This is a genomic window from Sphingomonas sp. F9_3S_D5_B_2, assembly GCF_054263715.1.
Genome location: NZ_JBSZFB010000003.1, coordinates 87798 through 108758, shown reverse-complemented (window position 1 = coordinate 108758; position 20961 = coordinate 87798). Strand labels below are relative to the sequence as shown.

The 20961-nt window shown below is 66.0% G+C and carries 20 protein-coding genes and 1 tRNA gene; 10 read left to right on the top strand and 11 right to left on the bottom strand.

The window, feature by feature from the left end; translation table 11 throughout:
• Window positions 1-19: 19 nt before the first annotated feature.
• From mnmG to ACUXST_RS09055, 4 genes are read left to right on the top strand one after another with little or no spacing between them, the layout of a single operon-like run.
• Window positions 20-1699 carry a tRNA uridine-5-carboxymethylaminomethyl(34) synthesis enzyme MnmG gene (gene mnmG, locus ACUXST_RS09070; RefSeq protein ID WP_458389657.1) on the top strand — a complete coding sequence of 560 codons (1680 nt, stop codon included), beginning with the start codon at window positions 20-22 and terminating at the stop codon, window positions 1697-1699.
• Window positions 1696-2304 (top strand): 16S rRNA (guanine(527)-N(7))-methyltransferase RsmG, encoded by a 609-nt coding sequence (gene rsmG, locus ACUXST_RS09065; protein WP_458389656.1) that lies wholly within the window; start codon window positions 1696-1698, stop codon window positions 2302-2304. The genes mnmG and rsmG overlap by 4 nt, the downstream gene beginning before the upstream one ends.
• Complete coding sequence (locus ACUXST_RS09060) at window positions 2301-3083, top strand: ParA family protein (RefSeq protein ID WP_458389655.1); 783 nt, start codon at window positions 2301-2303, stop codon at window positions 3081-3083. Before rsmG ends, ACUXST_RS09060 begins: the two co-directional genes overlap by 4 nt.
• Window positions 3080-3976 (top strand): ParB/RepB/Spo0J family partition protein, encoded by an 897-nt coding sequence (locus tag ACUXST_RS09055; RefSeq protein ID WP_458389654.1) that lies wholly within the window; start codon window positions 3080-3082, stop codon window positions 3974-3976. Before ACUXST_RS09060 ends, ACUXST_RS09055 begins: the two co-directional genes overlap by 4 nt.
• On the opposite strand, the gene holA is transcribed toward ACUXST_RS09055, so the two are convergent.
• From holA to ACUXST_RS09035, 4 genes are read right to left on the bottom strand one after another with little or no spacing between them, the layout of a single operon-like run.
• Entirely contained in the window at window positions 3973-4989 is a 1017-nt protein-coding gene (holA, locus tag ACUXST_RS09050; protein WP_458389653.1) for a DNA polymerase III subunit delta, read from the bottom strand. The genes ACUXST_RS09055 and holA overlap by 4 nt on opposite strands.
• A complete protein-coding gene (lptE, locus tag ACUXST_RS09045) occupies window positions 4986-5483 on the bottom strand; it encodes an LPS assembly lipoprotein LptE (protein WP_458389652.1) in 498 nt (165 codons plus the stop codon). Before lptE ends, holA begins: the two co-directional genes overlap by 4 nt.
• Window positions 5480-7999 carry a leucine--tRNA ligase gene (gene leuS, locus ACUXST_RS09040; protein ID WP_458389651.1) on the bottom strand — a complete coding sequence of 840 codons (2520 nt, stop codon included), beginning with the start codon at window positions 7997-7999 and terminating at the stop codon, window positions 5480-5482. The genes lptE and leuS overlap by 4 nt, the downstream gene beginning before the upstream one ends.
• 9 nt (window positions 8000-8008) lie before the next feature.
• Complete coding sequence (locus ACUXST_RS09035) at window positions 8009-8443, bottom strand: DUF3576 domain-containing protein (protein ID WP_458389650.1); 435 nt, start codon at window positions 8441-8443, stop codon at window positions 8009-8011.
• Window positions 8444-8625: 182 nt separating this feature from the next.
• Here ACUXST_RS09035 and ACUXST_RS09030 point away from each other — a divergent pair, with 182 nt between their 5' ends.
• Window positions 8626-9354: a porin gene (locus tag ACUXST_RS09030; protein WP_458389649.1), complete on the top strand. Its 729-nt coding sequence runs from the start codon at window positions 8626-8628 to the stop codon at window positions 9352-9354.
• Here the strand turns inward: ACUXST_RS09030 and ACUXST_RS09025 are convergent.
• Window positions 9351-9863 carry a thiamine phosphate synthase gene (locus tag ACUXST_RS09025; RefSeq protein WP_458389648.1) on the bottom strand — a complete coding sequence of 171 codons (513 nt, stop codon included), beginning with the start codon at window positions 9861-9863 and terminating at the stop codon, window positions 9351-9353. The two genes, ACUXST_RS09030 and ACUXST_RS09025, sit on opposite strands and share 4 nt — an antisense overlap.
• A gap of 62 nt (window positions 9864-9925) precedes the next feature.
• Here ACUXST_RS09025 and ACUXST_RS09020 point away from each other — a divergent pair, with 62 nt between their 5' ends.
• Window positions 9926-10588: a YggS family pyridoxal phosphate-dependent enzyme gene (locus tag ACUXST_RS09020; RefSeq protein ID WP_458389647.1), complete on the top strand. Its 663-nt coding sequence runs from the start codon at window positions 9926-9928 to the stop codon at window positions 10586-10588.
• Window positions 10581-11252: an HAD family hydrolase gene (locus ACUXST_RS09015; RefSeq protein ID WP_458389646.1), complete on the top strand. Its 672-nt coding sequence runs from the start codon at window positions 10581-10583 to the stop codon at window positions 11250-11252. Before ACUXST_RS09020 ends, ACUXST_RS09015 begins: the two co-directional genes overlap by 8 nt.
• Here the strand turns inward: ACUXST_RS09015 and ribA are convergent.
• The 4 genes from ribA to ACUXST_RS08995 all read right to left on the bottom strand — a co-directional run bounded on the left by ribA (window position 11244) and on the right by ACUXST_RS08995 (window position 16357).
• On the bottom strand, window positions 11244-12278 hold the full coding sequence (ribA, locus tag ACUXST_RS09010) for a GTP cyclohydrolase II (protein ID WP_458389645.1): 1035 nt from the start codon (window positions 12276-12278) through the stop codon (window positions 11244-11246). The two genes, ACUXST_RS09015 and ribA, sit on opposite strands and share 9 nt — an antisense overlap.
• 17 nt (window positions 12279-12295) lie before the next feature.
• A complete protein-coding gene (locus tag ACUXST_RS09005; protein WP_458389644.1) occupies window positions 12296-13087 on the bottom strand; it encodes an exodeoxyribonuclease III in 792 nt (263 codons plus the stop codon).
• 240 nt (window positions 13088-13327) lie between these two features.
• Window positions 13328-13936 (bottom strand): LolA family protein, encoded by a 609-nt coding sequence (locus ACUXST_RS09000; RefSeq protein ID WP_458389643.1) that lies wholly within the window; start codon window positions 13934-13936, stop codon window positions 13328-13330.
• Window positions 13937-14029: 93 nt separating this feature from the next.
• Complete coding sequence (locus ACUXST_RS08995; protein WP_458389642.1) at window positions 14030-16357, bottom strand: DNA translocase FtsK 4TM domain-containing protein; 2328 nt, start codon at window positions 16355-16357, stop codon at window positions 14030-14032.
• Between the two features lie 101 nt (window positions 16358-16458).
• On the opposite strand from ACUXST_RS08995, the gene ACUXST_RS08990 reads away from it, so the two are divergent.
• Entirely contained in the window at window positions 16459-17673 is a 1215-nt protein-coding gene (locus tag ACUXST_RS08990; RefSeq protein WP_458389641.1) for a UbiH/UbiF/VisC/COQ6 family ubiquinone biosynthesis hydroxylase, read from the top strand.
• Here the strand turns inward: ACUXST_RS08990 and ACUXST_RS08985 are convergent, their stop codons facing one another.
• Together ACUXST_RS08985 and ACUXST_RS08980 are read right to left on the bottom strand one after the other, a co-directional pair.
• Window positions 17674-18309, bottom strand: a complete 636-nt coding sequence (locus ACUXST_RS08985) for an LON peptidase substrate-binding domain-containing protein (RefSeq protein WP_458389640.1) — start codon at window positions 18307-18309, stop codon at window positions 17674-17676.
• Window positions 18306-19214: a tetratricopeptide repeat protein gene (locus ACUXST_RS08980; protein ID WP_458389639.1), complete on the bottom strand. Its 909-nt coding sequence runs from the start codon at window positions 19212-19214 to the stop codon at window positions 18306-18308. The genes ACUXST_RS08985 and ACUXST_RS08980 overlap by 4 nt, the downstream gene beginning before the upstream one ends.
• Before the next feature lie 164 nt (window positions 19215-19378).
• Here ACUXST_RS08980 and ACUXST_RS08975 point away from each other — a divergent pair.
• Both ACUXST_RS08975 and ACUXST_RS08970 read left to right on the top strand, forming a co-directional pair.
• Window positions 19379-19453 (top strand) — tRNA-Gly (locus ACUXST_RS08975).
• Between the two features lie 66 nt (window positions 19454-19519).
• A complete protein-coding gene (locus tag ACUXST_RS08970) occupies window positions 19520-20959 on the top strand; it encodes an NAD-dependent succinate-semialdehyde dehydrogenase (RefSeq protein ID WP_458389638.1) in 1440 nt (479 codons plus the stop codon).
• Window positions 20960-20961: the final 2 nt, after the last annotated feature.

Here is a 20961-nt window from a genome sequence, read left to right as displayed (position 1 = left end):
CCTCGTCTATGTGCTGCTGATGCACGACGTTGTGGTCATTGGTGCTGGTCACGCCGGCTGCGAGGCCGCCGCCGCTGCGGCGCGGCGCGGCGCGCGCGTGGGGTTGCTGACGTTCCGTCCGGAAGATGCCGGCCAGATGTCGTGCAACCCATCGATCGGTGGCGTCGGCAAGGGCCATCTTGTGCGTGAGCTCGACGTATTCGATGGCCTGATGGGCAGAGCAGCCGACCAAGCCGCGATTCATCGCCGAATGCTGAACCTCAGCAAGGGACCGGCGGTCTGGGGTCCAAGGGTCCAGGGCGATCGCAAGCTCTATCGCAATGCCATCCGAGATATGCTGGCTTCGAACCGCGTCGAGATTATCGCCACTGAGGCTCTGCGCCTCAAGTTGAGAGGCGGTCGCGTAGTTGGCGTCGAGACCAGCACGGGGCAAATTGCTTGCCGTGCCCTCGTCATCGCTACGGGGACTTTCCTCGACGCTCGGATGTTCGTGGGGAATGAGGTGCTGACCGGCGGTCGGCGCGGCGAACGCGCATCCATTCCCCTGGCCGCTCAGGTCCGTGACATCGGCCTCGGAGAGGGTCGGCTCAAGACCGGGACGCCACCGCGGCTGGACGGACGAACGATCGACTGGTCTCAACTCGAGGAGCAACCGAGCGACCAACGTCATTTTACAATGTCAGCGTTGGACGACGGCGTCCGCCTTCCCCAGCTTCGCTGTTCGATCACGCGGACCAATGCGCGGACGCATGACATCATTCGCGCGAATTTCAGTCGATCGCCACTGTTCGATGGCGCGATCGAAGGGCGGGGGCCACGCTACTGTCCTTCAATCGAAGACAAGGTGAAGCGATTCGCCGATCGCGACACCCATCAGATTTTCCTCGAGCCAGAAGGTCTCGATGATCCGCTTGTCTACCCGAACGGGATTTCGACCAGCCTCCCGGTGGACGTCCAGCTCGCGTTCCTGCGCAGCATCACCGGTCTCGAGCGAGTGGAAGTCGTTCGCCCTGGTTACGCCGTCGAGTATGAGTTCGTTGATCCGCGCAAGCTCGGGTCGACCTTGGAGGTCAGTGACGTGCCCGGGCTATTCCTTGCCGGGCAGATCAACGGAACGACTGGGTATGAGGAAGCCGCGGCGCAGGGCCTCGTCGCAGGACTCAACGCCGCTGCTTCGGCCTTGGGAGCTCCAGGTGTGCATTTCGACCGGAGGACGAGCTACATCGGCGTGATGATCGACGATCTGACGCTCCAGGGAGTAACGGAGCCCTATCGCATGCTCACGGCACGAGCGGAATATCGCCTATCGCTAAGGGCTGATAATGCAACGTCGCGTTTGGGCCAGGCAGCTCTGGATAGTGGATGCCTGTCTGCGCGGCGGCGGGAGTTTATCGAACGGCACCTTGAGCATCGTGCCGCACCCGACTGGTCTCAGACGGAGGAGGGTCGGGCCGACGATTTGTACCGGCCTTACGTGGATCGGCAGCAGCGCGAGTGGAACGCGGTACGTGGCGACCCTCGTATCCGACTGGCAGCGTCATTTGACTATCGTTCCGTTCCGGGCCTCTCCACCGAGATGGTAGAGCGGCTGGAGCGTGTGAGGCCAGAATCTCTCGACCAAGCGTCGCGAGTACCCGGAGTGACGCCTGCGGCTTTGTCGGCGCTCTACGTCGCGGCTTCTCGCAAAGCTGCGGCGTGATCGATCAGCTCGAGGCCGCGGCCGCGCGGCCAATTTCACGTGAAACGCTCGAGAAAATTGAGGCCTATGTCGCTCTGCTTCACGATGAAAGTAGCAGGCAGAACCTGGTGTCGCGTGCCACGCTCGACGATGTTTGGAACCGCCACATTCTCGACTCGGCTCAATTGGTACGTTTCGCTCCGACCAACGCCTCGTGGATCGACTTGGGTTCCGGCGCCGGATTGCCCGGGATTGTACTCGCATGTCTGCTCGACGGACCCGTCACGTTAGTCGAGCCCAGGCGGTTGCGAGCCGCGTTTCTCCACAGGGTCAGCGAATCGCTCGAACTGAATGCTAGAGTGCTCTGCGCGAAAGCGGAGAGGGTCACTGGGCGGTACGAGGTCATCACTGCTCGCGCTTTAGCGCCGCTCCGCAACTTGCTCGAGATATCCCAGCATCTGTCCACAGGAAAAACCACCTGGATCCTGCCCAAAGGACGCAGCGCCGCTTCGGAACTGGCCGAGGCGCAACGGACGTGGCAAGGTGCGTTTCACGTGGAACGGAGTGTCACTGACGATGATTCATCGATCATCGTCGGGACAGGGGTGAGGGCCAAGGCGTCATGATCCACATCGCCATCGCGAATCAAAAGGGCGGGGTCGGCAAGACGACTACCGCCATCAATCTCGCGACCGCTCTCGCGGCGACCGGTTCGCGCGTGTTGCTGATCGATCTCGACCCGCAAGGCAACGCATCGACAGGTGTCGGCATCAGTGCGTCATCGCGGGTCCGCTCTAGTTACGACGTCTTGATCGGCAGTGCCTCTGTCCTGGAGAGCGTGGTCCAGACTCGGGTTCCCCGTCTCGATCTGCTTCCAGCAACCGTCGATCTGTCGGGTGCCGAGGTTGAGATGGTCGGCCTGCAGGACCGTGCGCGCCGGTTGGAACGTGCCTTGGCAGCGATACCGCCGGGGCGTTGGGACATTTGCCTGATCGACTGTCCGCCCTCTTTGGGGCTTCTTACGGTCAACGCTCTTGTCGCTGCCCAGCACCTTGTGGTGCCGCTGCAGTGTGAATTCTTCGCGCTGGAGGGCCTCAGCCAGCTGCTGCAGACCGTCGAGCGAATTCGCACCGCCTTCAATCCGCAGCTGGCGATCCTCGGCGTGGCGCTGACAATGTTTGATCGCCGTAACAATCTCTCGCAAGCGGTATCGGAGGACGTCCGAGCCTGCCTAGGTGAAGCCGTGTTCAAGACCGTCGTGCCACGCAACGTACGCCTCTCGGAAGCGCCCAGCCACGGGCTGCCGGCCCTCATCTACGATCTCAAGTGCCCCGGATCTGAGGCGTACATCAGCCTGGCGCGTGAACTCATCGGGCGCTGCCCGCAACTGGCGGAGGCAGCATGAGCGCCGAACGGCACGCCAAAGGCCTCGGAATGGGGCTGTCGGCCCTCTTGGGCGAAGCCGTGCGGCCTTTGCCCGAGGGGCGCGAAGACGAGGGGCGCGGCGGCGTTCGCGAGATTGAGATCGGACGCATTCGGCGCAATCCGGACCAGCCGCGTGTTCACTTCGACGATGAAGCTCTGAATGATCTCGCAAAGTCGATCGCGGCGCGGGGTGTCCTCCAGCCAATCCTTCTGAGGCCCGCAGGCGACTATTTCGAGATCGTTGCCGGGGAACGCCGCTGGCGTGCTGCTCAGCGCTCCCAGCTACACAGCATTCCGGCCATCGTGCGCGACATCGACGACACCTCGACCGCGGAAATAGCGTTGATCGAGAACATCCAGCGTCAGGACCTGAACGCGATTGAAGAGGCTGAGGGCTATCGCCAGCTGATCCAACGCTATGGTCACACCCAGGATGATGTCGGTCGCATCGTCCACAAGTCGCGCAGCCACGTTGCGAACCTCCTCAGGCTACTCGATCTGCCCGAATTCGTCCGCCAGTCGCTGATGCGAGGCGATATCACGATGGGTCATGCCCGCGCCGTCGCGGCGTCCGAGAACGCGGAAGAGTTGACGCGCGAGGTCATCGCCAAGGGTCTGTCCGTCCGCGAGACGGAGCGGCTCGCCCAGAAGGTGCGCCCGGGCCCCGGCTCTGACATCGGCCGGGCAAGCGCCCGCAACGGATCGAAAGTCGCGAGTGCCGACCTCCAGGCACTGGAGCGCCAGCTCGGCGACCTGCTTGGGCTTCGGGTCAAGGTGCAGCACAAGGGGACGAGCGGCAGCGTGCAACTCAACTACAGCACGCTCGACCAGCTCGACATGATTTGCCAGCGGCTGTCGGGCGAACCGATCTAGCGGCGTCCGCGCGCAGCTCTCGCGATCGCCAGCAGTTCCTCGCCAAGCATCGCCTGGTCCGGTGCGGGACTGAAGATCAAGGATCGCTCGAGCTTGCCGGTGCGTTCGGAAACGCGTGCGAGATCATCCGCCGTCCATTGCTGTAGAAGACGTTCGATCAGCGGTTTATCCTTCCAAAACAAGGCTCTGCCCACTGACGCCATGACGGCTTCGGCACGTTCTCCGCGCTCGATCCGGGCGCGGGCAGGCGCCAGCATCAGCAGGCGACGCTGCAATGATCGGACCACCGGGATGGCCTCCAGCGTACCCGGCAGGCGCGCGAGCTCTTCCGAGAGTTGGCCGATGTTGCCGGCCAGCGCGAGGTCGGCGAGGTGAAACAGCTCCCCTTCCGGGACATCGGCGCCGACCGCATCCACGGCGTCATGGCCAAGCTCCTTTGGAGATTGGGGCGAAGCGTCCACGTACAGAGCGTACTTCTCGAGTTCGCGGCCGACGATGGCCTGGTCGTTGCCGCACGCATCGGCAACCCTTGCAGCAACGCCCGAATCCACCTTCAGGCCAAAGCGCCGCGCCACGTCGATGACCATCCGCACGGCGTCCTGGCCCTCGGGCACATAGGACACGATTGCGAGCGCGTTCGGGGCCGCTTCGGCGATCTTGAGGAGCCCGGAGGACTTGGGCCGCAACCCGGAGATTGCGACGACAGGGCTCTCGGTGGGGCCAGCGGTCAGGAGCGCCTCGACCGCGGGCGCGATTTCCTCGCCGGCAGGTTCGACCCAGATCAGGCGCTTGCCGCCGAACAGGCTCATCGCGCCAGCTTCATCGGCGAGCAGTGCGGGGTCGGAACGGACGGCGCTTCCTGCAATGACGAAGCGCTCGGCGCCAAGCGCTGCCTGGAGGCGGTTCGCAAGCGCTCGCGACTGCGCCTCGTCGGCGCCGTGCATAAGGTAGAAGCGGACGTTAGGGTCGGGCTGGTCGACCGCGCGTGAGACGGAGTTCTTGCTCGCCTTCACCGGGGTGACGTGCGCAGCGCATAAGCGCCGAGCCGCGCGACGATCTGGTCGGCGACGACTTCCGTCAGGTTCTCTGCAGCTGTCTGTTCGGCAGCAACCGTGGCATATTCCGAGCTGACGATGTCAATGCCGGCGTCGGACCCAGCCGTCGCATCGACGACGACAGTCCCCGTGGCGAGATCGACCAGCTGATAGCGGGCGCGGATGATCCGGCGTTCGCGAGTGGCCGCACGGTCGCCACGGATTCCAAAGGCCGTGATGTTGTCGTCCAGTGTCACGTCCAGGCGATATGCCGGTCTTGCCGTCCCGCTCTCCCCGAGCCGGTCGACAAGCTTGTTGCGCAGCAGCCAGCCCGTGCGCTCCGGGATTGGCGACACTTCGACCGACCGGAGGGTTGCCGCGACTGGCCCCGAACTGCCGCCGCCATACAGGGGCTGCAGCCCACAAGCGGACAACGAGAGCGCCACAACGAAAATGGTGACGGCTCGCGTCATGCGACGACGTTCACCAGTCTGTCGGGGACAACGATCACCTTGCGCGGGGTAGCACCGGCGAGCTGCCGCTGCACCTTCTCGGATCCGAGTGCCAGCGCCTCGGCAGCCTCGCGGTCGAGCCCGCGCGGTGCGGTGAGAGTATCGCGGAGCTTGCCATTCACCTGTACGGCGAGCGTCACCTGATCGTCGACGAGCAAGGCCGGATCGAACGGCGGCCATTGCGCATCTGCAGCGAGGCCTGCTCCGTTCAGCGCCGCCCAGGTCTCCTCGGCGAGATGTGGCGTCATCGGCGCGATCAGAAGCACCAGCGCCTTCACAGCTTCGTCGCGGGTCTCGGAGGGGGCAGCCTTTTCCAGCGCGTTCACCAGCTCGTAGAGCGCCGCCACGGCTTTATTGAACTGGAGGCCGTCGATCGCCTCGCCGACAGCGGCGGTCGTCCGGTGGAGCTTGCGGCGGAGGCTTTCGTCATCCCCGCCCCCGCTCTTCGGAGTGGTCGCAAGCCGCCAAACCCGCTGGACGAAACGCGACGCGCCCTCGATGCCCGCTTCCGACCATTCGAGGTCGCGTTCCGGCGGACTGTCCGAGAGCATGAACCAGCGCACCGCGTCCGCGCCGTAGCGGTCGACGATCGGTTCCGGATCGATGGTGTTGCGCTTGGACTTGGACATCTTCTCGATTCGGCCGAGCGCAACCGGGTGGCCGCTTTCGATGTGGATCCAGTCGTCGCCTTCGCGGCGGACCTCGTCCGGGCTGAGCCAGCTGCCGTCGCCGGCGCGGTAGGTCTCGTGCGTCACCATGCCCTGGGTGAAAAGCCCCCGGAACGGCTCGTCGATGCCGATCTTCCCGATATGCTGCAGCGCGCGGGTCCAGAAGCGCGCGTAGAGCAGGTGCAGGATCGCGTGCTCGACCCCGCCGATATATTGCGCAACCGGCAGCCACGCCTCGGCTTCCGCGCGGTCGAACGGTTTGTCCGCCGGCTGGCTTGCGAAGCGGATGAAGTACCAGCTCGAATCAACGAAGGTGTCGAGCGTATCGGTCTCACGAGTGGCCGCCCCGCCACAGCTGGGACAGGACGCGGTCTTCCAGGTAGGATGCCGGTCGAGCGGATTGCCGGGCACGTCGAAGCTGACGTCGTCCGGCAGGACCACGGGGAGCTGCTCGCGCGGGACCGGCACCGGCCCGCACGATTCGCAGCGAATGATCGGGATCGGCGTGCCCCAATAGCGTTGGCGCGACACGCCCCAGTCGCGAAGCCGGTACTGGACCGTCCCTTTCCCCCAGCCAGCAGCCTCGGCGCGGCGGATCACCTCGGCGCTGGCCTCGGCGCTCGTCAGTCCATCCAGGAAACGTGAGTTGACCGCGATCCCGGGCGCGTTCTCCGCTTCCGTGCCGATCGGCTCCGACGCGAGTTCCGCACCCGCCGCAACGACCCTCCGGATCGGAAGCTGATACCGCGTCGCAAATTCGAAATCGCGCTGGTCGTGACCAGGAACGCCGAATAGCGCTCCGGTGCCGTAGTCACTCAGGACAAAGTTCGCGATGTAGACGGGCAACCGCCACTCGGGATCGAGGGGATGCACGACCTCGAAGCTCGTCCGGTAGCCCTTCTTCTCCGCAGTTTCTATTTCCGCAGCGCTGGTGCCACCTGCCCGGCACTCGTCAACGAAAGAGCGCGCGCCGGGATCCGCCGCCGCAGCCGCGGCCGCCAGCGGATGCCCAGCGGCAACGGCCAGGAAACTCGCTCCGAAGATGGTGTCCGGTCGGGTCGTGAAGACCTCGACCGCCTCAGTGTCCGCAACGGGCTCCGTCAGCCGGAAGCTGAACTGAAGGCCGCGGCTTTTGCCGATCCAGTTCTCCTGCATCAGCCGCACCTTGTCCGGCCAATCGTCGAGTGACGTGAGCCCCTCGAGCAGCTCTTCCGCGAAATCGGTGATGCGCAGGAACCATTGCGCAAGCTTGCGCCGCTCGACCACCGCCCCTGACCGCCAGCCGCGACCGTCAATCACCTGCTCGTTGGCGAGCACGGTCATGTCGACGGGGTCCCAGTTGACCTCGCTTTCCTTGCGGTAGACCAGTCCGGCTTCAAACAGATCGAGAAAGAGCGCCTGCTCATGCCCGTAATAGGCAGGATCGCAGGTCGCGAGCTCGCGGCTCCAGTCGAGAGCAAAGCCAAGCCGTTTGAGCTGCTCGCGCATCGTCGCGATGTTGGACCGGGTCCATTCGCCCGGATGAACCTTGCGTTCCATCGCCGCATTCTCGGCCGGCATGCCGAACGCGTCCCAACCCATCGGGTGAAGCACTTCGTGGCCTTGCATCCGGCGGTAACGGGCGATCACGTCGCCCATCGTGTAGTTGCGGACGTGGCCCATGTGGATGCGCCCCGATGGATAGGGGAACATCTCGAGGACGTAGGTCTTCGGCTTGTTGCTGTTGCTGTCGGCGGCGAAGCAGCCCTGCTCGTCCCAACGCGCCTGCCAGCGGCTATCGGCCGCGCTCGGGTCGAAGCGCCCGGTCATGCGAACTCTTTAGCCGGGAATGGTGGCGCGGCGGAGGTCCCGGGCCCGGGTCAGGATGATGTCCTCGAGCTTCTGTACGGTCGCCGCCGACACCGGCGCATCGACCCAGGCGCCATTCTGCTGGACCTGCCGCGACGCCGCCACGCGCAGCGCGTCGGCGCGCAGGTCCTGGTCAAGGATCGAGACCGTGAGCTTGACGCGCTCTCCGGGGGCGCGGGGGTTCGCGTACCAGTCGGTGATGATGACGCCGCTCGTCTCATTCGCCTGCAGCAGCGGAGCGAACGAAACGGTATCGATGGCCGCGCGCCACAGGTAGGCGTTGACGCCGATCGTCGTGATCCGGGACGGCGCCAGTGTCGTGGGCAGGGTGCGGTTACGGGTGCAGCCTCCGGTGGCGATCGCCAGGACGATGAGTGCGGCAGCGGCTTTGGGAAGGCGGTGCATTCGGTGGTCCTCGAAGAGCGTCAAAGCAGTTGGCGTGCGTTATAGGAGGTCAAGGGCCTCTCGCAAGCATGTCCCGCCCTGGGCCGGTATTGTTGTGAGTCGGCAACAGCCTGCAGCCGAATCGATTCCGCTCATGGAACCTTCAGGCTGGCCGGACTATATCGACTCTCGACACGGGGAGAATGAGAGTGCCGAGCCGGCGTGCATCGACAGCGATTTGGGTGGCGGCGCTTGGCGCCGTGGCCGGCCTCGCACTGTCGCCTGCGCTCGCAACCACTTCTAATCCCACGAAGAAGCGCGCGCCTGCAGTCTCGCTGAGCTTCGATCCGATCGGTTCGTTCACCCCTGCAAACGGCGATCCGCGCCTTGCGAAAGCCTTCGCGAATCGGCCGCTCTCGTTGACCGATCTGACCTTCACTCCGGCGGCCGCAAAGGGGCGTCCGTCACAGGTTCGCGTCGCAATCCGGGCTCGCGCCGCCGCACCGGCCGTGCGCGGAGTCGCTGCTGCGAGCGCTCCGACGAAGCTCACCAGCCTGACGGTCGCCAGCTACAACCTCGGCGTAGCGCTTGGTTGGCGCCGGTTCGCTGTCTCAGGAGACGTCGCCAAGTCCAAGGATGCCGAACACACGCTCGGCGGTCGCGAGACTGCAGTTGTGGGTGTCAGCTATTCCGTTCCGCGGTTCACTGGCCGCGTCGCAGTCGGTGCTGACCGGCCCCAAGGTCGGGCGGTTGCCGCGCTTCGGGAAGGCGAGGCTTATTCGCTCGACCTTGGCGGCTCCTATTCGCTTTCCAAGCGCCTCGATCTGACCGGCGGCGTCCGCTACCAGGTCGATCGTGAGCGGTTGACGCCACTCCGCGACGAGCGGCGCGACAGCCAGGCCGTCTACGTGGGCACCGCCTTCAAGTTCTAATCTGCCGGGCTGAGCCAGGCATCGATTCCGGCCCAACCGTAAAAGACGCGTTCGGGTAACGCCGCGAACGCGCGCGCATTCATCCCACCCAAAGCGATCGCCGGTACGCGAGCCGCCTCCGCCATCTGCGCGGCCGCCGACGGGCCAAGCGCCACCCGATGGGGATGGGATCGGGTCGGGTGCACCGGCGACACGAAAACCACCGTAGCGCCCAGTGCACTCGCGCGGGCCGCTTCGTCGAGCGTGTGGACAGGCAGGGAAAACGGCATGTCGCCGGGCGGCCAAGAAGGGTTGTGGACCAAGTCCGCGCCCAGCCGCTGCGCCAGGCCGGAGTCACCGGCGACGGCGAGCACGATGGACCGTGCCCGGCACGCTTCCGCGATCTTCAGTCCGAAGGCCTGCCGTTCGCGCTCGGGTGTCGCGTAGTGGCGGAACACGATTCCGGACTCGCCGTCCGGCAGCCGCGCGATGGCGTCCCAAAGCCGGTCTCCGAGGCGCTCGTCGGTCATGAGCCACTGCCGGGGCCAAGGTCTCTGGCGACTGTTCATGCTGCTTCCTATAGCGCCGGACGATGAGCAGCGCTGCCAACCGCCGGCAACATATCCTCGACGACATGGCCGCGGCCGCCCGCGTCGCCCGCCGTGAGCCGGGCGACGTGCAACTTGTTGCAGTGAGCAAAGGACGCCCGATCGAAGCCATTGAGCCGCTCATCGCGGCCGGGCAGCGCAGCTTCGGCGAGAACCGGGTCCAGGAGGCACTTGCGAAGTGGACGCCGGCGCTCGCCCGCCACCCGGACCTGCGGCTGCACGCCATCGGGCGCCTGCAGTCCAACAAGGCCGCCGAAGCGGTGCGCCTGTTCGACGTCATCCACTCGCTCGACCGTCGCTCGCTGCTGGAGGCCCTCGTGCGCGAGGCCGAGAAGGTTGACCGGCACCCCGCGGTCTACATCCAGGTGAACATCGGCGAGGAGGAGCAGAAGGGCGGCTGTGCAATTGGCGAAACCGGGGAACTGGTCGCAGCAGTGCGCACATCCCCGCTGCCGCTCGCCGGGCTCATGTGCATTCCGCCCGTTGGCCTGGAGCCGGCGCCGTTCTTCGCGCTTCTCGCAGAGCTGGCACGGCGGCATGACGTCACGGGTCTCAGCATGGGCATGTCGGCGGACTACCGCTCGGCGGTCATGCTCGGTGCAACGGCGGTCCGGGTCGGAAGCGCGCTGTTCGACGACGATGCCTGACCTCGGCGCCATCATCTTCGACTTCGACGGCGTACTGCTCGAAAGCGAGTTCGAGGGTAACGTCACGCTTGCCGAGCTATTGACCGACCTTGGCCACCGGCACAGCGCTGCCGAGACAATCAAGCATTACACGGGACTGGCCGGCCCCGACTTCGTCGCTGCGATCGAGGGGAGGATCGGGGCGGAACTCCCGCCCGAATTTCACGAACGCCTGCGGGAGCGGAGCCGCAATGCTCTGCGCGAGGGCATCGCGGCCGTAGTCGGCGCGGTCGACTTCGTGCAGTCTCTGCCGCCGACGCTGCCGAGAGCCGTGGCCTCGTCGAGCTCCACCAAGTGGATTAGGGGCCACCTCGCGCATCTGGGACTGAGCGATGCGTTCGGCGACCACGTCTACAGCGGCCGCGAGCACGTCGAGCGCGGCAAGCCGCAGCCCGACATCTACTTGCATGCCGCGGAGCGCATCGAGGTGCCCATCAACCAGTGCGTCATCCTGGAGGACTCGAGAGTCGGAGCGACCGGAGCACTGGCGTCCGGCGCGCGGGTCATCGGCTTCGCGGGCGGGTCGCACTGCTTCGACGGACATGACCACATGCTTCGCGAGCTCGGTGTCAGCGAGATTGCCTATAGTTTCGATGACGTCCGCCGCATGGTCGGCCTAGGCTAGATGGCCGCTCCTCTTGCGCTTGGTCGCGAGATAGTCTGCATTGTGCGGATTGGCGGGCATGTGGTGCGCCACGCGCTCCATCACCGAAACGCCGGCAGCCTCGAGCCCCGCCACCTTTGAAGGGTTGTTGGTGAGCAGCCGAACACGGTCGACGCCGATCGCTCGCAGCATCGCAGCCGCGTCGGCATAGCCGCGCTCGTCGTCGGCAAAGCCTAGTCGGCGATTGGCATCGACCGTGTCGAGGCCGCGGTCCTGCAGCGCATAGGCGCGGATCTTGTTGGCGAGCCCGATTCCGCGGCCTTCCTGGCGCAAGTAGAGCAATATGCCGCCGCCATTCTCACCCAGGATATGCAGCGCTTCCCTGAGCTGCGGCCCGCAATCGCACTTGAGCGACCCGAACACGTCACCGGTGAGGCATTCGCTGTGGAGTCGGGCCAGCGGCGGCTTGCCGCCGAATGCGCCGACCACCAGCGCCACATGCTCCTGCCCATCGGCGACCGACCGGAAGACGACGATCTGTGTATCCGGGAGCCCTTCGACTGGCAGCTTCGCCCGCGTGAGGAGCTGAACGGCACCTCCGCTGCCCAGGGCTTCGGCGGCGCTGACTGCCGCCTGCGCAACCGGTTCCGCGAGGACCCAAAGCGCCGGTAGAAGCCCCGCGGCTGTCGCGAGCTTCACTGCCGCGGCGGCCGAGTCGGTGCAGTCGAGCGGCAGTGGGTGCAGAGGGCCGATGAGACCGCGACCGAGGTCGCGGCCGGGATCCGCGAGCGCGAGAGCCGTCTCAACATTCAGCCACTCCTCGCGTGCGACCAGGACGGGAGCCTTGGCGTCAGCGGCATCTCGCATGTTGCCCAGCGCCAGGGCGGCTGCCCGTTCGCCGGTGATCAGCAGCCGGGCGCTTCTGTCCGCATCGAGCAACTCGAGCAGTTCGGGTGTCGCAGTTTCGACCGAGAGGACCGTCACCGGTGCCGCCGAATCGATCCACACCGGACGCCCCGCGCGCAATGCCGCGATGGCGTGTCGCACCGGCGACGTCGCCTGCCTCAAGCCTCGATCTCGCAGATCAGCGGCACGTGATCGGAGGGCCGCTCCCACATGCGGCAGGGCTCGAGGACCGTGTGGGCCTTCAGGTGCCCGGCAAGCTCGGGCGAGGCCCACATGTGGTCGAGTCGGCGGCCGCGATCGTTCTTCGTCCAGTCCGGCGAGCGGTAGCTCCACCAGGTGAAGCAGCGTTCGGGCGCCGGCACGAAGCGGCGGCCGATGTCGATCCAGTTGTGGGCCTGCTGGAGGCGGTTGAGCGCCGCGACTTCCACGGGAGTGTGGCTGACCACGTTGACGAGCGCCTTGTGGCTCCAGACGTCGCACTCGAGCGGCGCGACGTTGAAGTCGCCGACGATAACAGTGGGCTCCCGCAGGCCCTCGGACCAGCGCGTCATGCGTTCGATGAAATCGAGTTTCTGGCCGAACTTCGGGTTCACTGTCCGGTCGGGGGTGTCGCCACCGGCGGGCACGTAGACGTTCTCGAGGCGAATGCCGCATTCCAGGCGCACTCCGATATGCCGCGCCTCGCCATTGTCCTGCCAGTCGTAGCGGCCCGGGTCGGAAAGGGGGAGGCGGCTCAGGATCGCAACGCCGTGGTGCATCCTCTGCCCGTTCAGTTGCTGGTGCCGGTAGCCGAGCGCGCGAAACATGTCGGCCGGGAAGACCTCGTTGAGAGCCTTGGTTTCCTGAAGACAAAGTACGTCCGGCTGCTCGCCGGCGATCAGCCGCTCCACGAGCGGGATCCGCGCGCGCACCGAGTTGATGTTCCATGACGCGATCTTGATGGTAGCCACGGTTGCCGATGTAGCCACGCCGCTTCGTCTTTGCGAGCGAAGCGTCCGCCGGGACAGGGTATGCACGTAAAGCAAAGGCCCCCGCTCCGGGGGCATGGAGCGAGGGCCGCCAAGCGTTCGTCACGCAAGGGATCCGAGGCAAGGGTAACAGGGGGGAAACCCCTAGCCACCAGATCGAACTTCTCCATATCCCGCCGCCGATGACGCAGCGATGAACAAGTCCCTATCTGAAACGGATTATTACCGGTGTTTCGTCGGCAACCGGAACGAGAAGGCGCTGTCCGGAACGGCCACATTGTAGCGGACGTTCGAGAGTCGGACGGTCGTCTTCTTGTTCTGCGCATCGATGGCCGTCCAGCCGTACAGCTGCAGGCCGCCCGGTGCGGAAGGCGAGCGCAGGAAGGCCAGGATCAGGCTGCCGAAACCCATCCCGCCGCTCGCGCGGATGACGACAATGCGGTTGTCCTTGGTCGGCTGGATGCGCCCGATGCGCTTCACGTTTGGGTTGGACGACAGGAGGATGCCGAGCGGCGTCTTGTTGAGGTCCCAGCTGTTCTTCTGGCCGACCTGGTAGTCGAGGAACCACAGGCGCTTGCCGTCGGCGACCAGCAGCAGGTCGCCGCTTCCGTACTGGAAGCGCACATGACCGGGACGCTTCAGCTGCAGCGTTCCGACGACCGAGCGGCCCCGGCCGTCCGTCTGGCGAAAATCGGCCGTCATGGTCTGCACCGAAGTGATGTGCGCGTTCACCTTCGCGAGGTCCGCGTTGTCCGCCGCAGCGGCAGGCGCTGCGGCGGCGACGATCGCCACCGGCGCGAGCACACGCGCGAAAGACTTGCCGAAATTCATGTTCAACTCCCGGGAAATTGGCGGCACGAATGGCGCTTCGCCCTTGAATGCATACTGAACTTGGCAGTGCCGTACGGTTCAGGAACGAACCGATCAGATCGGATGGCCGTCGGAGTCGATCAGCACTTCGCGGCGCCCGACATGGTCCGGCTGGCCGACCATGCCGTCTTTTTCCATCCGCTCGATGAGCCGGGCGGCGCTGTTGTAGCCGACGCGGAGTTGACGCTGAAGGTAGGACGTCGATGCCTTCTGGCTCTCGGCGACGATCTGGATCGCCTTGCGGTAGAGTTGGGTCTCCGCGTCGTCCTCGCCGGTCGGCTGGCCGTCGAACAGATAGCCGCCGTCCTCCGGCTCTTCGGTGACCGCCTGGACGTAGTCGGGCGCTCCCTGCTTGCGCCAATGCTCCGCGACGGCGCGGACCTCGTCGTCGCTGACGAAAGGACCGTGGACGCGCATGATCTGCTTGCCGCCGGGCATGTAGAGCATGTCGCCCTTGCCCAGCAGCTGCTCCGCGCCCTGCTCGCCCAGGATGGTCCGGCTGTCGATCTTGCTGGTGACCTGGAAGCTGATCCGCGTCGGCAGGTTGGCCTTGATGACGCCGGTGATGACGTCGACCGACGGGCGCTGAGTCGCCATGATCAAGTGGATGCCGGCGGCGCGCGCCTTTTGCGCCAGCCGCTGGATCAGGAACTCGACTTCCTTGCCCGCCGTCATCATCAGGTCGGCCAACTCGTCGACGATGACGACGATCTGCGGCAGGACCTCGTACTCGAGCTCCTCGACTTCATAGATCGGCTGACCGCTGGAGCCGTCGTAGCCGGTCTGGACGCGGCGGCCGAGCTTGGCGCCCTTCGCCCTCGCTTCCCGGACCTTGGCGTTGAAACTCGGAAGCGCTCGAACGCCAAGGTTCGCCATCATGCGATAGCGCTCCTCCATCTGCTCGACTGTCCATTTGAGCGCGCGCACCGCCTTGCCGGGCTCGGTCACAACGGGCGCGAGCAGGTGCGGAATGTCGTCGTACATCGACAGTTCCAGCATCTTCGGGTCGATCATGATCAGTTTGCAGTCTTCCGGACCGTACCGGTAGAGCAGCGACAGGATCATGCAGTTCAGCCCGACCGACTTGCCCGATCCGGTCGTGCCGGCGACGAGCAGGTGCGGCATCGGCGCGAGATCGGCGATGACCGGGTCGCCTGCGATATTCTTGCCCAGGATCAGCGGCAGCGACATGTTCTGGTCTTCGAAAGCCTGGCTGCCGATCAGCTCCGACAGGCTCACTGCCTCGCGTTTGGGATTCGGAAGCTCGATGCCGATAACGCTGCGGCCCGGGATCGTCGCCACGCGGGCCGAGAGCGCCGACATGTTTCGGGCGATGTCGTCGGCGAGCTGGATGACCCGGCTGGCCTTGATGCCGCTTGCCGGCTCCAGCTCGTACATCGTGACCACTGGGCCGGGACGCACCTCGACGATGTCGCCGCGTACGTGGAAGTCCTCCAGCACCGATTCGAGGAGCCGGGCGTTGCGCTCCAGTCCCGCGCGATCGATCTGCTGCTTGCCCTTCTCGGGCGGCGGAGCAAGTAGCTCCACAGTTGGCAGCTGGAAGCTGTCGCCCAGTGCGAGGCTCGGCTGCGCCGACACCTTCCGGTTCGAACCCTTGGTGGCCGGAGGAGCCGATCGCGTCGGCTCGACCACCGCAACCGCCGGGCGCGACTTGGGCGGCGAGGCGGGCGCCGGCCCCTCGTCGCGGATCTCGGTGGCGCGCGGCGCGGCGCGGCGTTCACGGCCGCCACGCGCACGAGCCAGGCCGGCCACCCAAACGCGTTCCTCGTCGCCCAGGCCCACCGCGACGTAGCCAAGCGCGAGACCAGCCAGTCCGAACAGCAGCAAAATCGTGAGGCGCAGCGGCCCGGCGATCGAAGGATTGGGAATTAGGCCGACGGCTGCCGCAACGCCATGCGCGCCGGCAAGCCCAAGCGCTCCTCCCCAACCGCCCGGGAGACCGGATACGGCGGATCCGCTGGTCAGCCCGAGCGCCACTCCGATCAGCACCGCGCCCCCGGCAGCAATCAGCATCCCACGGCCGATGCGGCCGGGATCGCGAAGGCGCATCATGCGAATGCCCGCAAGCGCGATGACCGGGAGGAACAGGATCGAGCCGAGTCCGAAGAACAGCAGGAGCAGGTCGCTGGCGTAGGCGCCGACGCTGCCCAGCCAGTTCGCTGGCGGTCCGCCCGCTGCCGTGCTCAGTGACGGATCATTGGGACTGTGACTTGCCAGTGCGACGGCGAACGCAACTGCAACGCCAACCAGCAGCAAGCCGATGCCGCGCACAAAGACACGCCGCACGGCGTCGCGCAGTGCGTCACGCCAGTCGGGCGCCAGTTCGCGCTTCGAAGCGCGGGCTGCTGCAACGGTCGCCATCGATCCCACCCGGTTCAGTTTCGACGCTAGAATCCCCCACGCGGACTCCGCGGTCAAGCGAACTTGTTGGCGTCGATGCGGCACGGGGCTAGGGCGAGCCGATGGACCGCGCGGACGTGATCATCTTCGGTGGCGGCATGGTGGGGCTCGCGCTCGCCTCCGCACTCGACTGCAGCGGCCTGTCGGCCATCGTCGTCGATCCGGCGGATCCCGGCCAGCGGACCGGCACGGCGTTCGACGGTCGCACGAGCGCCGTGTCGTCTAGCTCGATGCGGATGCTCACCGCCATCGGCGTTGCCGCCCATCTCTCCGAGCCAGGTTGCCCCATTCGGCAGATCGCCGTGGCCGATCGCCTAGAGCCGGGAGGCCTCCACTTCGAGCCGGACGATGATGAGCCGCTCGGCTGGATGCACGAGAACCGGAATCTGCGCGCCGCGCTGCATGCCCGTGCGGAGGCGGCTCGCAATGCCTGGCTGCTCTGGAGATCTCAGGTCGCCGACGTCCAGCGAAACGAGCACGGGGTTGTCGTGTCTCTCGACGATGGGCGAAAGCTGAGCGCGCCGCTGCTGGTCGCCGCCGACGGGCGGAACTCGCGGACGCGCGAGGAGGCGGGCATCCGCGTCGCCCGCTGGCGCTACGAACATCAGGCGATCGTGTCCGTGCTCCGCATCGAGATGCCGCACGACCATGTCGCCTACGAGATCTTCTATCCGACCGGTCCGTTCGCCATCCTACCGATGACCGACGACGCAGGCGGACATCGTTCCGCAATCGTCTGGTCGGTGCCCCAGTCCGATGCGGCCGGATGGCTGTCGCTGAGTGACGATGACTTCGCCGGCGAGGCACAGGCGGCGATGGGAAGCTTCCTCGGCAAGATCGAGATGCTGGCGCCGCGTTCTTCCTACCCGCTCGGCTTCCACCACGCGGCCGTAATCACCGCTGAGAGGCTGGCGCTGGTCGGGGATGCAGCGCACGCCATCCACCCGATCGCCGGACAGGGGCTGAACCTCGGCTTCCGTGATGCTGCCGCTTTGGCGGAGGTGCTGGTCGACGGTGCGCGGCTTGGCCTCGACCTCGGCGATCGCCAGCTGCTCGACCGCTACCACCGCTGGCGCTCTCTCGATGCGCTGTCCGTCGCTTTCGCAACGGACACCCTGACCCGCCTCTATGCAGTTCCGGGCCATACGGCTTCGGCGGTGCGCCGCTTGGGAATGCGTGTGATCGATCGCTTGTCGCCGGTCCGCAACCGCATGATGTCGGAGGCGCGGGGCACCAGCGGGGACCTGCCACTTCTGCTGCGCGGCCTGCCGATCTGATTACTGGAGCGTCGGCTCGATCTCGATCCCGCCGGTGACCGCTGCACGGTGGAACTGCATCAGCTGGACGAGGAGGTCCGCGCGACCGTCCAGCGTCGCCTGCTCCAGAAGAGCCTGTTTCGCACCGACGTCGAACGGCCCGACCTGAGCGATCGCGTTGACGAGCATCTCGTCGTCCAGACGACCGACAGCGTCCCAATCGACAGCCAATCCCAACGCGTCGCCAAGCCGCCGTGCCTCGCGCTCGACCTCGGCACGCTGCCCCAGCGACAGCGGCGCCGGCTCGCTGTCGTCGAAGGCTCCAATGCCCACTTCCGCGCAGCGATAGAGCGAATCGGAAGCGCGTTCGCCGACGACCCGGAACCGGTTCGCGCCATGCAAAACGATATTGTAGCGGCCGTCGTCCAGTTCCTCGACGTTCACAACGTCGCCGAGGCAGCCGACGGCGTAGAGTGGCGCCTTGTTGTCATCGTCGACCCGCTGCGGCTGTATCATGCCAATGCGCCCGGGGCCGTCGATCGCCTCGCGAACCATCTCCCGGTAACGTGGCTCGAAGATGTGCAGCGGCAGCTGTGACCGGGGGAACAGAATGGCGCCCGGCAACGGGAAGATCGGGACGACGAGCGAGCGGCTCATGTGAACAGGACGGCGGACAGGCGCCGGCGCTGGGCACGCGACCACGGGTCTTCGAGACCTTGCGCCTCCAGCAGCTGCAGGAACCGCGTCCGGCCAGCACCGCCGTTCCATTCGCGATCGCGCTGGATGAGATCGAGCAAGGCATCGGCCGCACCATCGCGGTTTCCGGCCGCCATCATCGCTCCTGCGAGCTCGTACCGCGCCTCGTGATCCTCGGGATCGGCCGCGAGCCTTGCCTCAAGCGCCGAAGTTTGCGCGGCCGGAGCTGCCGACGCAAGCTCCAGCGCGGCCTTGGCCCGCGCGACTTCCGGCTTTCGCGCAACCTCCTCCGGCACTGCATCCAGGAGGCTGCGCGCCGCATCGACCTGTCCGCCAGCGATGAGCGCGCGACCGAGGCCACCGATCACGTCGGGGCGGTCCGGTGCCATCTCATGAATCTGCTGGAACACGTTGATCGCCCGCTCGGCGTCGCCTTCGTCCAGGATCTGCTCGCCCATCGCAATGAGCGGTTCGATCTCGGCCTCCGCAGCCGCGGCCGGGCCTTCGATCTTCAGCTGGGTCAGCAACTGGTCGATGGCGCGCGTAAGCTGGCCTTCGCTGCGATAGTTCGTGAGGTCCGCGACCGGCTGGCCGCGATAAAGCGCATATACGGTCGGGATCGACTGGATGCGGAACTGCGCGGCGATCAGCTTGTCCTTGTCGACATCGATCTTGGCGAGCTTCACGCCCTTGTCGGCATAATCCGCTGCGATCTTCTCGAGAGTCGGCGAGAGCTGCTTGCAGGGCCCGCACCATTCCGCCCAGAAGTCGAGGATGACGAGCGCGTCCATCGACGGCGCCACGACATCGCGCTCGAAGCGCTCGATCTCCTCACGTTCCCCTTCGCTCAGTCCGAGAGTTGCCACGGCCTTACGCTGCTCCTTGTCGACTGGGACGCGGCGCTCATATGGGCGGCTACGGCTGGCGCGACAAGCACGTCCGACCGGCCTTGCAGGAAGGCTCGGGGCCATGCTAGGCGCGCGCCTCACCTCCGTCGGCCAGCCATTGAGCAAGCCGGCGTCAGCTCAGAGCGGGCGTAGCTCAGGGGTAGAGCACAACCTTGCCAAGGTTGGGGTCGAGGGTTCGAATCCCTTCGCCCGCTCCAGCTGTCTAATCACCGGGTTGGTATGCGTTCACCGGGTCACTATCTGGCCCAGGCAGGAGACGCATCATGGCCGAACAGGCTGAACTCACTCGTCCCGGAACCCGCGACCAGATCAAGACCGTGAACCCGGCGACTGGCGAACCCGGCAAATCCTACGATCCGGCCACGCTCGAGGACGCCAGGGCCGCCGCCAGGGCGGCCCGCAGCGCGTTTGCGAAGTGGTGGCGCACATCATTCGCCGAACGCGCGCAGGTGGTGCGGAAGGCAGCCGAGATCCTCCGCGCCCGGCAGGACGAATTTGCTCGCCTGATGACCGAGGAAATGGGCAAGACGGTCGACGACGGCCGTGCCGAAGTGGAGAAATGCGCGTTCCACTGTGACTGGTTTGCGGATCACGCCGCGGATTATCTCGCGCCGCAGCCGGTCAATCTTGATGGTCCCGAGGCCTTTGTCACCTTCAATCCGATCGGCGTCGTACTCGCCGTAATGCCGTGGAATTTTCCGTTCTGGCAGGTGTTCCGCTTCGCCGCCCCGGCGCTGATGGCCGGCAATGGCGCGCTCCTGAAGCACGCCAGCAACGTGCCCGGCTGCGCCCTCGCGATCGAGGACGTGCTGCACCAGGCCGGGGTACCGCACGATCTCTTCCGGACCCTTCTTCTGCCGAGCAAGGATGTTGAGGCGCTGATCAAGGACGACAATATCGCCGCGGTCACGCTCACCGGCAGTGTCGCCGCGGGCAAGAGCGTCGCCACAGCGGCCGGCAGCGTCCTCAAGAAGTGCGTGCTCGAGCTTGGCGGCGCTGACGCCTACCTGGTCCTCGAAGACGCAGGCGTCGCGGCAGCCGCAAAGGTTTGCGCTACGGCACGCATGGTCAATGGCGGCCAGAGCTGCATCGCCGGCAAGCGCTTCATTGTGGTGCGCGACGTGCTTGAGGATTTCGAGCAAGCGATCGTCGACGAGATGCGCGCCTATAAGATTGGAGATCCCGCGCAGCACGGCACCAGGTTGGGCCCGATGCAGAGCATCCAGGCGCGCGACGAGATCCATCGACAGGTGACCGACAGCGTGCGGGCGGGCGCCAGATTGCTTTTAGGCGGCCAAGTTCCGGACCGCGCAGGAGCCTGGTACCCGGCGACCGTGCTCAGCAACGTACGTCCGGGTCAACCGGCGCATGACGAGGAAGTTTTCGGGCCGGTTGCCGCCATCATCGCTGCAGAAGACGAAGCGGACGCAATCCGCATCGCCAACGCGAGCGAGTTCGGGCTCGGCTCGGGCGTGCTCACGGGTGACCTCGACCGCGGCCGCCGCATCGCCGAGGAAGAGCTCGAGGCGGGCATGAGCTTCGTCAACGAGAATGTCCGGTCGGACCCGCGCATGCCGTTCGGTGGCGTCAAGCACTCAGGCTATGGGCGTGAGTGCGCTGATTATGGCATCCGGGAGTTCGTCAACATCAAGAGCGTGCACGTGCGGCCGCTCGAGGACGCCGCCGGCAACCGCGTCGAGTGAAG